We start from the raw sequence: 13054 nt of genomic DNA, 5'->3' as shown, positions 1-13054 counted from the left end.
GCGTGCAGGGGCACGTCCCTTGCACTTCTCGGGGCCATGCACGGCAGGTGCGTGATGCCTGCCGAACCCGAGGAGGCACACGGATGCACCACGATGAAATCAAGGGCAAGGTCGAGCAGGGTCAAGGCAAGCTGAAGCAGGTGATCGGCCGCGCCACTGCAGACCAGCGCCTGAGGGACGAAGGCGTCGCCGACGAGGTCGCCGGCGAGGCACGCGAGGATGTGGGCCGCGCCAAGCGGAAGATCGGCGAAGCGATCGAGGACGTCGGCGAGCGCATCAAGCGGTAGCGCGACCCGGTTGCCGGCGATGGCGTGACCGTCGCCTGTAGCCTCTGCCTCGACCCCGTACCGAATCGGTACGTTCGGGTGCCGTTGCTTCAGGGGCCGGGGGTGCTCGACACTCCCGGCCTTTTCTGCTTGGATGATGCCCATGCAGCTCATCGCGGGCATCGACCTCGGCGGCACGGCCGTCAACTACACGCTCATCGACCTCGACGGTCGCTTCCTCATCGAGGACCTCTGCGAGCACCCCGCGCGCAGCGTCGAGGGGCCTGACGTCTGCCTGCAGCAGATCGAGGACGGGCTGGCCATCGCCGTCGCTCGCGTCGGCGCATCGATGCACGACGTGATCTCGGTGGGCCTCGACACTCCGGGGCCGGCCAGCGCCACCGGCGTGCTCAGCGCGAAGGGTTCCACCAACTTCGTCCATCCGGCCTGGGCCGGCTTCGACCTGCCCGGCAACCTCACGCTGCGCCTCGGCAAGCCGGTGTGCTACCTGAACGACGGCAACGCCGGCGCGCTGTGGGGCCACTACAACATCTTCGGCAGGAGTCCCGCGACGTCGATCTCGGCCATCGTCGGCACCGGCCTGGGCGGTGGCGTCATCGTCGAGGGCAAGGTGGTCACCGGTCGGGCGGGCTTCGGCGGCGAATGTGGCCACGTGTTGATCCCCACGCAGCGCATCGCCGGCCTCGAACAGGCCACCCCGCGCTGCAACTGCGGGCGGGTCGGCGATCTCGAGTCGGTCTGCTCGCTGACGGCGATCCGCAACACGCTGCTGCCGACGTTCCTCGCGCAGTACCCGGGGCACGAACTCGCGTCGATGGACGTCAAGGACGCGGCCAAGAAGGTGCGCGGGCTGGCCGAGCGTGGCGACCCGATGTGTCGCGCCATCTTCCGCGCCCAGGCCCACGCGCTGGGGCTGTTCTTCGACCAGATGATCAACACGTTCGACCCCGACGCCCTGATCGTCGGAGGCGGCGCGATCGAGGCCTCGCACGACTTCCAGGCGTGGTTCCTCTCGGAGATTCGCGCCGGCATGCCCGTCCAGCGCGAGGAGCAGGCCGACATCCCGATCCGCATCATGCCCAACGGCGACACGGCCGGGGCGCGAGGGGCAGCGATCGAGGCACTGCGCCTCGCCAGGGCGGCGTCCTGACCGGCGCGATGCGCTAGCATCGGCGGCCATGTCCACCCCTGCAGGACGGGCCCGCCGGGCGGGCGCTCGTCTCGCCGCCGCCCTCGCCCTTGCCCTCACGTGGCTGCCCGCGCCGGGAGGCGCGCAGCCGGTCGCCGATCGCCCATTCCCGCAGCAGCGCGCCGTGGCCGGCACGGCGCTGCCGGCGCCGCCGGCCCCCGCGGCCTCGGCACCTGCCGTGCCCACCAGCACCCTGCACGTCGCCCACGGCCCCGGTGACCGTCACGCCGTCGTTGTCGGCACCGAGGTGCGCGAGTGGCGTGGCGGCACGTGGGTGCGGGTCCGTCTGGGCGACGACCGCGAGGGCTGGGATCCCGCGGCCGTTCCGGCCATCGCGTGGGACGGCGCCGGACGCCTGTGGGTGGCGACGTCGCAGGGTGTGGCGGCGCGCGAGGCCGACGGTGGCTGGCGCTTCGTCGATCCGGCGCGCGGCCTGCCGGTGCTCGGCATCACCTCGATGGCCGGCATCCCCGAGGGCGGCGTGTGGGTCGGCACTGCGACCGGCGCCATCCGCCTCGGTGCAGATGGCGTGATCGAGTACCGGCAGGGCCGTCGATGGCTCCCGCACGACGAGATCAGGGCCGTGGTCGTCGATGCGGCCGGCACGGCCTGGTTCGAGACGCCGGCCGGCGTCGGCGGCATCGCCGCCGCTCCCGCGACCCTGGCGCAGAAGGCGGCCGCTTACGACGCCGACATCGACCGCTACCACCGGCGCACGCCGTACGGCTACGTGGTCGAGGCCCACCTGCGCACGCCGGGCGATCGCAGCACGGCGTACACGGTCGACAACGACAACGACGGCCTGTGGACCGGCATGTACGGAGCCGCGCAGGCCTTCGCGTGGGCGGCCACCCGGAACGAGGCTGCGCGCCAGCGCGCGCGTCGCGCCTTCGAGGCGCTGCGCTTCCTGGTCGACGTCACGCGTGGTGGCACGCCCGCCCCTGATGATGGGTTCCCGGCGCGCAGCATCCTGCCGACCAGCGGCCCCGACCCCAACCGGACCACGTACACGCCGGAGGCCGATCGCCGGCATCGCGAGCGCGATGCGCACTGGAAGGTGCTGACGCCCCGCTGGCCGCGCAGCGCGGACGGGCAGTGGTTCTGGAAGGCCGACACCAGCTCGGACGAACTGGACGGCCATTACTTCTTCTACGCGCTCTACCACGACCTGGTGGCGCGCGACGAGGCCGAGCGGGCGGAAGTCGCGGCGGTGGTGCGCCGCATCACCGATCACCTGCTCGCGCACGACTTCACCCTCACCGATCACGACGGCACGCCGACCCGCTGGGCCCAGTTCGGCCCGGCGGCGCTCAATCTCAGTCCCCGCTGGGTCGAGGAACGCGGGCTCAACAGCCTCTCGATGCTGACGTACCTGCGGGTGGCGCATCACGTGACCGGCGACGCGCGCTACGACGCGGCCGCTCGCGAGCTCGTGTCACGGCACGGGTACGCGATGAACCTGGTGTTCCCCAAGTACACGGCCGGCGTCGGCGGCGGCAACCAGTCCGACGACGAGATGGCGTTCATGAACTACTACCATCTGCTGAAGTACGAGCCGGACCCGGCCGTGCGCGCCGTCGCTGCCCGGTCGCTGCGCGACTACTGGCGGCTCGAGCGCCCGGAGCGCAACCCGTTGTTCGCGATCGTCGCCGCGGTCAGCCTCCGTGGCCGCGAGCACACCGATGCGTTCGGCACCGAGTCGCTGGCGCTGTCCGACGACGAGTGGGTGCCCGACACGATCGACACGCTTCGCCGTTTCCCCGTCGACCTGGTGGACCACGGGTTGCGCAACTCGCACAGGCTCGACGTGCAGCCGTTGCCGGCGCACGTGCGTCCGGAGGGGGGCCGCGCGGTCGGTCTCCGTGCACGCGACGGGAAGGTGCTGCCCGTCGACGAGCGGATGGTGTTCCACTGGAACGTCGATCCCTATGCGCTCGATCACACGGGCCGCGGCGCGCGCCTTGCCGACGGCACCTCGTACCTGTTGCCGTACTACATGGCGCTGCACCACGGGGTCATCGCGCGCTAGGGGCAGGGCCATGGCCGGCCCTGACCTGTCGAAGGACAGTGTCGCGTCCTGGCCCCTTCATGACGTACGGGCGGAGAGGCATACTGCCCGTATGGCCGAGTCGCCTCGCGTCGGGGACTCCTCCCTGACCGCCCACTGGGACCGCATCTACAGTTCGAAGACCGCCGACGAGTGCAGCTGGCACGAGCCCGCGCCAATCCGGTCGCTCGAGGCGATCCTGGAGGTGGCCGAGTGGGTGGACTCACCGGTTGTCGACGTCGGTGGCGGCGAGTCGCGGCTGGTCGACCTGTTGATCGAGCGGGGCTACCGCAACGTGACGGTCGTGGACATCAGCGAGCAGGCGCTGCAGCGGGCCCGGGCGCGGCTCGGCGAGGCGGAAGGGCTCGTCGACTGGGTGACCGCCGACGTCGGAGCGCCGGTGACACCCGGCGAGGCGCTGTGGCCGCGCGCGCCCTTTGCCGTGTGGCACGACCGGGCGGTGTTCCACTTCCTCGTCGAGCCGGAGCGGCAGGCCGGGTACCTGTCGCGGCTGGCGGCCTCGGTGGCCTACGGTGGCCACGTGGTGCTGGCCACGTTCGACGAGACGGGGCCGCAGACCTGCAGCGGCCTGCCCGTCCTGCGGCGCAGTCTCGAGTCGCTCTCGCACGTGCTGCCCGAAGCGTTCGAGTTGCGGTCGGCGGCGCGCTTCACGCATCTCACGCCGTGGGGGACGCCGCAGCCGTTCGTGCGCTGCACCTGGCAGCGCGTGCGGTGAGTCACGCGATCACCGGCCGAGGTGCACCCGTCGTGCTGGCCTGACGGGCACCCAGGCGGTACGCTGGGCAATGCCGTTGCTCCTGGTGGGACTCGTCGGCGCCGTGATGCTGCTGGCGCTCGTGCTGGTCCCCGTCTCGATCCTGCAGCGCTACCGTGTCGGCACCCGTCGGCGGCCCGCCAGGGCCTGGCTCGCGTCCCTGCAGGTGGCGGGCTTTGCGGGCTCGGCCTGCCTGGTGGTGGTAGGCGCCGCTGCCGCGAGCTTCTGGGTGCCGGGTGCCCTGCCCGCCACCACGGCGGCCGTGGCCGGCGGCGTGCTGCTCGGGGTCGTCGGCGCCGCGTCCAGCCGATGGGATTGCCACGAGGGTGTCACCCACTTCACACCCAATCGCTGGCTCGCACTCCTGCTCACCCTGCTCGTCGTCGCGCGACTGGGGCACGGCGTGTGGCGGGCGTGGCACGCCTGGACGATGGACGGGACGTCGTGGTGGCTCGGCACGGCCGGTGTCGCCGGTTCGATGGCCGCCGGGGCGCTGCTGGTGGGGTATGGGCTCGGTTTCTGGGCCGGCGTGCGCTGGCGCATCGCGCAGAGGCAGGCCGGGAGACTGCGCTCGGCCTGCTGAGGGTCACCGGGCCGCGCGGTCGAGGTCGCGATCGAGCGCGTCGAGTTCGTCGGCGACCATCCGGGCAGTGCCAGGATCCATGGCCCTGGCGAGCGCCCGGCGAGCCGCCGCGCTCGACGCGCGCGCCTCGTCGTGGCGTCCTTCGAGCCACGCGAGTCCCGCCGACGCGAGCGGGCGCTGGTAAGCGTCCACGAACCCGCCCGACGAACGCGCCAGCCACGCCCCTGCGGCGGCCGCGTCGCGCGCGTACCGCGCCCAGCACCAGGCGAGATCGAGCGTGATCATCTGCCGCATGCCGTCGGGGAAGGCGTCGACCCGCGCGCCGGCCTGGTGGGCGGCGCGCATCGCCGCGTCGACCTCGCCCCGATCGAGCGACACGCGCATCGACTGCAGCCACAGCGCGACCCGATCACGCTCGAGGGTCGTTTCGGCGAGCGCTGCCTCGATCTCGGCCGGGTCGGTGTCGCGTGGCCGCATGCCGGCCATCCCGCGCATCAGCAGCGCCACCAGGCGTGCCCGACGCGCCGGGGTCTCGCCGCCGCGCAGCAGGTCGAGCGCCTGGGCGCCGTCGCTCTGGAAGCCGCCGGTGGCGATCGGGATCAGCGTGGCCACGGCGATGAGCAGGCTCGTCACGCCGAGCACGAGGCCGGTCGGCATCAGCGCGCCGCCACCACGCGCCAGTTGCAGGCCGACGACGCCCAGCGCGAGGCTCGCCACCGGGCCGCCGAGGACCACCACGAGCATCTCCCGGCGGAAGTCGGCGCCTTCGCGCGGCAGCGCCGCCGCCAGGCCGCCCCAGGTCGCCCACGCGCGGTTGAACGACCACTCGAGACCAGCGCCCCCGCGCACGACCCGGAGCGGGCCGGCCAGCAGGATCAGGAAGCGCCATCCGACGAGGCGCCCGCCGAGCACGTGACCCGCTTCGTGCACCAGGATGACGAGCCAGACCGTGAAGGGGAGGCCGAGGAGCAGTGCGGGGAGGCCGACCCGATCGATGGCCGCAGCGAACGCCGCGCTGCGGCCGACCGTGCGTCCCACCAGCAGGCCGAGGCCCAGTGCCCCGACCATGAAGGCCGCCAGCAGCACCAGCCGCGCGGCGTTGCCGGAGCGAGGCGCGGCGCCCTCGGCGCCCGGAGTCTGCGGCATGCCGGAGTGGACGCGCCGCGGTGACGCCGCGTTCCCGGCACCCGGCGCCTCCCGCCGATCAGATCCGGAGGAACAGCTTGCGTCGATACATCCAGAGCAGCGTGAGCCAGTACACGCCGAGCACGGCCATGCCTTCCACCAGCGGCGCCAGCCCCGTGCCGAACGACTCGAAGATGCCCTGGCCCAGGTGCGTCTTGAACGACGACGCGATGAAGCCCTCCCAGAGGTGCGCGATCAGGTAGGCCGCGATCGAGTTGAGGCCGATCACGATCAACGGGAACGCCCACCGCTTGTAGCCGCGCATGTCGATGACCCACGAGAAGCCGGCCAGCAGCAGGTAGCACAGCCCGCCGCTGAAGAGGGTCCACGCCGGCGTCCACACCTTCTTCACGATCGGGTTGATGCCGAGCACGTGCAGCACGACGCCGCCGGCCACCAGGGCCGTGCCGGTGACCAGCAGCCAGCGCAGGGGAATGGCAGGCGACGCCTCACGCAGGCGTCGCCCGGCGATCAGTCCGAGGATCATCGTGCCGAGCGTCGGGATGAAGCTCAGGGTCAGGTAGCCGCCGCGGTTGGCGACGAAGGGCGTCTCGCGCGGGAACAGGTTCAGGAACCAGGTGTCGAAGGCGTGCCCGAGGTTGGCGTTCTTGTTCCAGTGCGCCATGAAGCCCGAGTAGTGGTGCGACCAGTCGGCCGGCACGCCGACGGCAGCGTAGTCGTAGCCCGGGCCCGGCACCGGGTACAGCGCCCAGGCGAGCCAGTAGCCGGTCAGGATGACGGCGAGCGCGGCCCACAGCGTCCGCGTCGATCGCGTGGCGAGCAGGAACAGGAAGGGGTAACCGAGGCCGATCTGCGACAGCGTGTCCTCGAACGTGAAGTTGGTGTGCGTGCGCCCGACCGAGCGGAGGAAGACACCGAGGGCGATCAGCAGCAGCGACCGCCACAGCGCGTGCGCGAACGCCTTCGGGAAGCCGTCGGCCGCCAGGCGCCGCGCGAACGAGTAGGGCAGCGCGACGCCCACCAGCAGCGAGAACGAAGGCTGGATGAGGTCGTGCAGCGAGGCGCCGGCCCACGCGACGTGCGACTGGTGGTAGGCCAGGACCCCGAGCAGCCAGTTGCCCGGATACGCCGCCGAGACCGCGGCGAGCCGCAGCACCTCCGCCATCATCAGGAACATCACGAAGCCGCGATAGGCGTCGACGGCGACGTTGCGGACGGCGGGGGCGACCGTCGCAGCCCCCACGGGAGCGTTGGCAGGCACGGCGGTGCCCTGCGCGGGACGGGAGGGAAGGTCGTGCATGCCGCACAGCGTACAACCAGAATGCCGGGAATGCCGAGAATGCCGAGAATGCCGTGAACGTCGAAGGCCGGTGCCATCGACCCCTCCAGTCCTCGGATTCGAGGTTCAGGGCTCAGGACTCAAGGCTCAGGGCTCAAGGCTCAGGGCTCAGGGCTCAAGGCTCAAGGCTCAAGGCCCAAGGCCCAAGGCCCACGGCCCACGGCCCACGGCCCACGGCCCGTATAGTCTGTCCCCCATGCGCAGTCACTCCATCACGATGCTGGGCACGGGGCTCATCGGCGACTTCTACACCCGCACGTTGCACGCGCAGCGCAGCCGCGACCGCGTCGACGTCATCTACTCACGGCAGCAGGCCCGCGCCGAGGCGTTCGCGACGCGCTGGGGCGTGCCCCACGCGATGACCGACATGGCCGCGGCGATTGCCCACCCGCAGACCGACGTCGTGGTGGTGGCATTGCCGAACCACCTCCACGAGGAGGCGGTGACGCTGGCCGCCAGGGCGGGCAAGGCCGTGCTGTGCACCAAGCCGCTCGGGCGCTCGGCCGAGGAGGCCTGGCGGATGCTGCAGGTGGTGGAGCAGGCCGGCGTGTTCGCCGGCTACCTCGAGGACCTGTGCTACACGCCCAAGACGCTCAAGGCCATCACCTCGGTGCGAGAGGGCGCGGTGGGGGACGTCACGTGGGTACGGGCCCGCGAGGCGCATCCCGGGCCGCACGCGGCGTGGTTCTGGGACGATCGGCTCACCGGCGGCGGGGCCATCATCGACCTCGGGTGCCACTGCATCGAGATCATCAGGAACTTCGTCGGCAAGGGGAACCGGCCGCTCGAGGTGATGTGCTGGGCCGACACGCTCGTGCATCCGGTCGACGCCGAGGACAACGCGGTGGCCTTGATCCGGTTCGCCTCCGGCGCACTCGGGCAATTCGAGGTGAGCTGGACGTTCCGCGGCGGCATGGATCTGCGCGACGAGATCGCCGGCACGCACGGCACGATCTGGCTGAATCACTTCCTGCGGACCGGCTACGAGATGTTCACCGCAGCGCGCCGCAGCGGGTACGTGGCCGAGAAGGCCGAGACGGCAGAGGGCTGGTTGTTCCCGGTGGGCGACGAGGTCGCGGAACTGGGCTACGTCGACATGTTCACCGACATGTTCGATGCCCTGGAGGCAGGTCGCGCGCCGCAGGAGACCTTCCACGACGGCTGCGTCGTCAACGCCGTGATGGACGCGGCGTACAGGTCGGCGCGGAGCCGGCAGTGGGAACCGGTGCTCCTGCGCGACTGGCGGGGGGGCGACACGCCCCGCCTGCACATCGAGCCCGAGCGCTTCGAGGGGCACCTGGTCATCAAGCGCGAACTGCTCCCCGACGGCCGCGCGAAGCTGATTCTGCGCGACCCCGCGACCGGTGACTTCAGCGAGCGGGTGCGGTGAGCGTGCCCGCGGGAGGGTCGCCTGTCCTGCGCGGCTGCTCCCTGCGGCGGCACGGTCGGAGGCCGCGCCCTACCTGGGTGCGTGCTGCGCGTGGTGGTTGCGCCAGAGGACCCGCAGCATCTTCAGGTTGATGGCCGCGAATCGTAGCAGCTGCCACGGCAGGAACGTGCGCAGCGCCACGGTGCGGGGCGTCGGCCGCGTCGCTGCCGCGAACGCCGGATCGACATGGGCCTGGGAACGCGTCGTCATGGGCATCACTCCGGGATGAGCCGCCAGCCGGGACGGAGCCGCGCCTTGTGCAGGAAGAGGTGGTGCAGGAGCACCTTGATCCAGTGTCCGGCCAGGCCGATCTCGCCGAAGGTCAGGCGGAGGTCGCGACCGTACTCGGGGTAGCGTTCGTAGTCCGGCACGATGGGGAACACGGTCATCGACGCGGCCGTGCCGCTGACCAGGCTGGCACCGGCAGAGGCGACGCACGCCGCGCCCATCTCGGCCATCGACGCGCGCTGCGTCGGGCCCGGGGCGCCGCCCAGCATGTCGACGATGCTCCGCGCCACGGCCTTGCCGATCGTCGCCGACGGCATGCCCGTGCGCGGCGGCGCCGGCGCGATCGGCGCGCCGCTCGGCGCCTGGTAGGGCCGCGAGATCGCGTGCGGCGGCGCGAAGGCGATGCCGGCCGCGAACAGGTTGGCATAGGCTGGCGACTGGTAGGTCTGCGGCCAGTCGCTCGCCGCCCATTCCTCGAACGGCCTGGCGTCGTACTGCGCGTCCACCTTCATGAATCCGTTCGGCTGGAAGACGCACGACGTGATGTCGGTGCCGGCGCGATCGACGGCCTGCAGGCCGACGCCCGAGAACGGCGGCAGCAGCATGGCGAAGTCGAACTCGAACGTGCGCTGCTCGCCGTCCAGCGTCTCGTAGTGCGCCCGCCCCGCCTCGACCTGCCGCACGTGCGCCCGGCGGATCCAGTGCAGGCCCCGCTCCGCGAAGAGCGACTCGGTGAAGATCCGGCTCGGCGTCACGTAACCGCCTTGCGACAGGTGCATGCCGCCCATGCCGAAGTCACCCAGCTCGTACTCGTTGGAGAGCCACCAGATGTCGGCCTTGTCGCGCACGCCCCGCTGTCGCAGCTCGAACTCCAGGTTGACGATGTACTCGAACGCCGCCCCCTCGCAGGTGCAGGCCCCGTGGCCGGTGCCGACCAGGAACCGCTTGCGATCCCCCTTGCGCATCGCCTCCACGAGCCGGTCGAGGTGGCCGGCCGTCTCGTGGGCGTGCACCTCGGTGCAGACCGACAGGCTGTGGCCGGCGTCGGGTCCGAGGCCGGGCGTGGCGCCGAAGTTCAGCCTGGGGCCGGTGGCGTTGACGAGGAAGTCGTAGCGGATCGCCTCGCGCTCGCCTTCGTGGCCGGGGCGCGTCGACTCGACGACGACATACGGGGTGCCGTCCTCGGCATCGCCCTCGGGGTGCAGGGCGACCGCCCGCGCCTGCCTGAACTCGATGCCGTGCCGCTCGTAGACGGGGGCGAGCGGGAACGTGACGTCGGCGGGCTGCATCAGCCCGACGCCGACCCAGATGTTGGAGGGAATCCAGTTGTAGGTGGGCTTGGGCGACACCACCACCACGGAGTCCTGGCGACCCAGCCACGCGCGCAGGAACGACGCGGCCGTATGGCCCGCCACCCCCGCTCCGAGGACGACGATGCGACTCATCGGGGCTTCCTCCGTCACCTTCCGGCGGCCGCGGGGCCGTCGCACGTCGGCGGGGTGTACCCCGGCCGCAGTGGAGAGATGTCGGCCCGGACCGGAAGGTGACAGGCATGCCGTCGCCCTCGAGCGGTGGCGACCCGGGAGGTCGCCGACCATGCCAGTCGTCCATGAGTGGAATGTATGAGTTGGCTGCGCTTCATCGGGGTAGGCTTATGGACGGAGGGATGATGCCGTCGCGAGGACTTCGATTGGGGTGGCAGACCGGCGATGCGGTGGCGTGTCACAACCCCGCGCCGGTGCCGCTGCGGGCCCGGCGGTTGGTGTTCCTCGGTCCCCCCGGGGTCGGCAAGGGCACCCAGGGCGTGCGCCTCGGCCCGGAGGTCGGCGCCTGCCACCTCTCGACCGGTGACCTGTTCCGCTCCGCCGCCCTGCCCGGCGGCGTCCCGCCCTCACCGGCCATGCAACTGGCCATCGAAGCCATCGCCCGGGGCGAGTACGCCTCCGACGCCCTGGCCATCGACCTGGTGCGCGAGCGCTTCCAGTGCGTTCGGTGCGTCCACGGCTTCCTGCTCGATGGCTTCCCGCGCACGGTGCCGCAGGCCGAGGTCCTGGAGGGGTGGCTCCACGAGGCAGGCCTGACGCTGGACGCGGCCATCAACCTGCTGGCGCCCGACGCGGTCATCGTCGACCGCCTGTCCGGACGCCGCGTGTGCCGCGACTGCCGACGCAGTTGCCACGCGACCCACGACGCCCCACGTGTCGCCGGCACCTGCGATGCCTGCGGCGGCGCCCTCGTGCAGCGCGAGGACGACCGCCCCGAGGCGATTGCGGTCCGCCTGCAGGCGTATGCGCGCAGCTCCGGCCCGCTGATCGACTTCTACCGTCAGCGGGGTCTGCTCGTGGACGTCGACGGGACCGGCAGCCCCGCCGAGGTGTACGCGCGCCTGCGGGTCGCCGTCGGCTCGCCGTTCGCGACGCTGGTCGACATGCGAGGCAACTGACGTCACCAACCCGTCACGTCCGGGTGACCTGATTGAAGACGATGGCCAAGACGATCGACATCACCGAACTGATCCTGCGCGACGCACACCAGAGCCTGATGGCGACGCGCATGTCGCTCGAGGACATGGTCCCGGCGTGCGAGGACCTCGACAAGGCCGGCTTCTGGTCGGTCGAGTGCTGGGGCGGCGCCACCTACGACGCCTGCATCCGCTTCCTGAACGAGGACCCCTGGGAGCGGCTCCGCACGTTCCGGGCGCTGATGCCGAACTCGCGCCTGCAGATGCTGCTGCGCGGGCAGAACCTCCTGGGCTATCGCCACTACGAGGACACCGTCGTCGACCGCTTCGTCGAGAAGTCGGCCGACAACGGCATGGACGTGTTCCGGGTGTTCGACGCGCTGAACGACATCCGGAACCTGAAGCGTCCCATCGAGGCGGTGCGGCGCACCGGCAAGCACGCGCAGGGGACGATCTGCTATACGACCAGCCCGCTGCACGACACCGCGCACTTCGTCGACATGGCCAAGCAGCTCGTCGAGCTCGGCTGCGACTCGCTGTGCATCAAGGACATGGCGGCGCTGCTCAAGCCCCAGCCGGCCTACGACATCGTCAAGGGCATCAAGGCCGCCTGCGGGCAGGACGTGCGCGTGCACGTGCACGTCCACGCGACGACCGGCGTGACGATGGTCAGCCTGATGAAGGCGATCGAGGCAGGTGCCGACTGCGTCGACACGGCAATCAGCTCGATCAGCCTCGGTCCCGGGCACAACCCGACCGAGAGCCTCGTCGAGATGCTCGACGGCACCGGCTTCGACACGCGCGTCGACAAGGCCTGCCTGCTGCGCCTGAAGAAGTACTTCGCGACCGTGCGCCCGCGCTACGCCGAGTTCCTCTCGAACATCACCGGCGTGGAGACCGAGATCTTCGACAGCCAGATCCCGGGCGGGATGATCTCGAACATGGAGAGCCAGCTGAAACAGCAGGGCGCTGCCGACAGGATGGAGGAGGTGCTTGCCGAGGTGCCGCGCGTGCGCAAGGACGCGGGGTATCCGCCTCTGGTCACGCCGTCGAGCCAGATCGTCGGCACGCAGGCCGTGTTCAACGTGATGATGGGCCGGTACAAGGTGCTCACCGGCGAGTTCGCCGACCTGATGCTCGGCTACTACGGCCGGACGATCGCCGAGCGCGATCCCGAGGTGACGGCGCAGGCCGCCGCGCAGGCGAAGAAACCCGTGATCACCGAGCGCCCCGCCGACCTGCTGCAACCCGAGTGGCAGCAACTGCGCGACAAGGCGCTCGAGCTCAAGGGCTGCAACGGCACCGACGAGGACGTGCTGACCTACGCGATGTTCCCGCAGGTGGCGCCGAAGTTCTTCGGCACCCGCGACCAGGGCCCGAAGAACCTCGGGCGCACCCCGAAGGTGGTGACGGTGCCCGAGAACGCACCGCCGCCGCCCGATCCGGGCACCGGCCCGGTGCGCGAGCGGATCGAGTACGAGGTGACGGTCAACGGCACGACCCACAAGGTCACTGTGGCGCCCGCGTGATGGCGGCACGCGGGAATGCCGCGATGCCGGGGATGCCGGGA

At 71.2% G+C, this 13054-nt stretch carries 12 protein-coding genes; 8 read left to right on the top strand and 4 right to left on the bottom strand.

The genetic code is table 11. The annotated features are described in order from the left end of the window. Positions 1 to 83 precede the first annotated feature (83 nt). The 5 genes from TBR22_RS20485 to TBR22_RS20465 all read left to right on the top strand — a co-directional run bounded on the left by TBR22_RS20485 (position 84) and on the right by TBR22_RS20465 (position 4881). A complete protein-coding gene (locus TBR22_RS20485) occupies positions 84 to 287 on the top strand; it encodes a CsbD family protein (RefSeq protein ID WP_239489693.1) in 204 nt (67 codons plus the stop codon). Positions 288 to 429: 142 nt separating this feature from the next. After that, a complete protein-coding gene (locus TBR22_RS20480) occupies positions 430 to 1437 on the top strand; it encodes an ROK family protein (RefSeq protein WP_239489692.1) in 1008 nt (335 codons plus the stop codon). A gap of 28 nt (positions 1438 to 1465) precedes the next feature. Further along, positions 1466 to 3505 carry a hypothetical protein gene (locus TBR22_RS20475; RefSeq protein ID WP_239489691.1) on the top strand — a complete coding sequence of 680 codons (2040 nt, stop codon included), beginning with the start codon at positions 1466 to 1468 and terminating at the stop codon, positions 3503 to 3505. 91 nt (positions 3506 to 3596) lie between these two features. Further along, entirely contained in the window at positions 3597 to 4259 is a 663-nt protein-coding gene (locus TBR22_RS20470) for a trans-aconitate 2-methyltransferase (protein WP_239489690.1), read from the top strand. 70 nt (positions 4260 to 4329) lie between these two features. Then, positions 4330 to 4881: a hypothetical protein gene (locus TBR22_RS20465; RefSeq protein WP_239489689.1), complete on the top strand. Its 552-nt coding sequence runs from the start codon at positions 4330 to 4332 to the stop codon at positions 4879 to 4881. A 3-nt stretch (positions 4882 to 4884) separates the two neighbouring features. Here TBR22_RS20465 and TBR22_RS20460 read toward each other — a convergent pair whose 3' ends face one another. Continuing rightward, on the bottom strand, positions 4885 to 6027 hold the full coding sequence (locus TBR22_RS20460; protein WP_239489688.1) for a hypothetical protein: 1143 nt from the start codon (positions 6025 to 6027) through the stop codon (positions 4885 to 4887). Between the two features lie 58 nt (positions 6028 to 6085). Then, the gene (locus TBR22_RS20455) at positions 6086 to 7327 is read right to left on the bottom strand and encodes an acyltransferase family protein (protein WP_239489687.1); all 1242 of its coding nucleotides are present in this window, start codon (positions 7325 to 7327) and stop codon (positions 6086 to 6088) included. A 235-nt stretch (positions 7328 to 7562) separates the two neighbouring features. Here TBR22_RS20455 and TBR22_RS20450 point away from each other — a divergent pair, with 235 nt between their 5' ends. Beyond that, positions 7563 to 8756, top strand: a complete 1194-nt coding sequence (locus tag TBR22_RS20450) for a Gfo/Idh/MocA family protein (RefSeq protein ID WP_239489686.1) — start codon at positions 7563 to 7565, stop codon at positions 8754 to 8756. 69 nt (positions 8757 to 8825) lie between these two features. On the opposite strand, the gene TBR22_RS20445 is transcribed toward TBR22_RS20450, so the two are convergent. Further along, entirely contained in the window at positions 8826 to 9005 is a 180-nt protein-coding gene (locus tag TBR22_RS20445; protein WP_239489685.1) for a hypothetical protein, read from the bottom strand. Positions 9006 to 9010: 5 nt separating this feature from the next. Beyond that, on the bottom strand, positions 9011 to 10468 hold the full coding sequence (locus TBR22_RS20440; RefSeq protein ID WP_239489684.1) for an NAD(P)/FAD-dependent oxidoreductase: 1458 nt from the start codon (positions 10466 to 10468) through the stop codon (positions 9011 to 9013). A 224-nt stretch (positions 10469 to 10692) separates the two neighbouring features. Between TBR22_RS20440 and TBR22_RS20435 the strand changes: the two genes are divergently transcribed. Both TBR22_RS20435 and TBR22_RS20430 read left to right on the top strand, forming a co-directional pair. Next, positions 10693 to 11466 (top strand): nucleoside monophosphate kinase, encoded by a 774-nt coding sequence (locus TBR22_RS20435; RefSeq protein WP_239489683.1) that lies wholly within the window; start codon positions 10693 to 10695, stop codon positions 11464 to 11466. 41 nt (positions 11467 to 11507) lie between these two features. Further along, the gene (locus TBR22_RS20430) at positions 11508 to 13013 is read left to right on the top strand and encodes a methylmalonyl-CoA carboxytransferase subunit 5S (protein WP_239489682.1); all 1506 of its coding nucleotides are present in this window, start codon (positions 11508 to 11510) and stop codon (positions 13011 to 13013) included. The last annotated feature ends 41 nt before the right edge of the window (positions 13014 to 13054 follow it).

Source organism: Luteitalea sp. TBR-22 (assembly GCF_016865485.1).
GTDB lineage: Bacteria > Acidobacteriota > Vicinamibacteria > Vicinamibacterales > Vicinamibacteraceae > Luteitalea.
This window is presented reverse-complemented; position numbering and strand designations above follow the sequence as displayed.

Coding starts and splice junctions, on each gene's coding strand:
- TBR22_RS20485 (WP_239489693.1), top strand. CDS start 84: ATGCACCACGATGAAATCAAGGGCAAGGTCGAGCAGGGTCAAGGCAAG.
- TBR22_RS20480 (WP_239489692.1), top strand. CDS start 430: ATGCAGCTCATCGCGGGCATCGACCTCGGCGGCACGGCCGTCAACTAC.
- TBR22_RS20475 (WP_239489691.1), top strand. CDS start 1,466: ATGTCCACCCCTGCAGGACGGGCCCGCCGGGCGGGCGCTCGTCTCGCC.
- TBR22_RS20470 (WP_239489690.1), top strand. CDS start 3,597: ATGGCCGAGTCGCCTCGCGTCGGGGACTCCTCCCTGACCGCCCACTGG.
- TBR22_RS20465 (WP_239489689.1), top strand. CDS start 4,330: ATGCCGTTGCTCCTGGTGGGACTCGTCGGCGCCGTGATGCTGCTGGCG.
- TBR22_RS20460 (WP_239489688.1), bottom strand. CDS start 6,027: ATGCCGCAGACTCCGGGCGCCGAGGGCGCCGCGCCTCGCTCCGGCAAC.
- TBR22_RS20455 (WP_239489687.1), bottom strand. CDS start 7,327: ATGCACGACCTTCCCTCCCGTCCCGCGCAGGGCACCGCCGTGCCTGCC.
- TBR22_RS20450 (WP_239489686.1), top strand. CDS start 7,563: ATGCGCAGTCACTCCATCACGATGCTGGGCACGGGGCTCATCGGCGAC.
- TBR22_RS20445 (WP_239489685.1), bottom strand. CDS start 9,005: ATGACGACGCGTTCCCAGGCCCATGTCGATCCGGCGTTCGCGGCAGCG.
- TBR22_RS20440 (WP_239489684.1), bottom strand. CDS start 10,468: ATGAGTCGCATCGTCGTCCTCGGAGCGGGGGTGGCGGGCCATACGGCC.
- TBR22_RS20435 (WP_239489683.1), top strand. CDS start 10,693: ATGCCGTCGCGAGGACTTCGATTGGGGTGGCAGACCGGCGATGCGGTG.
- TBR22_RS20430 (WP_239489682.1), top strand. CDS start 11,508: ATGGCCAAGACGATCGACATCACCGAACTGATCCTGCGCGACGCACAC.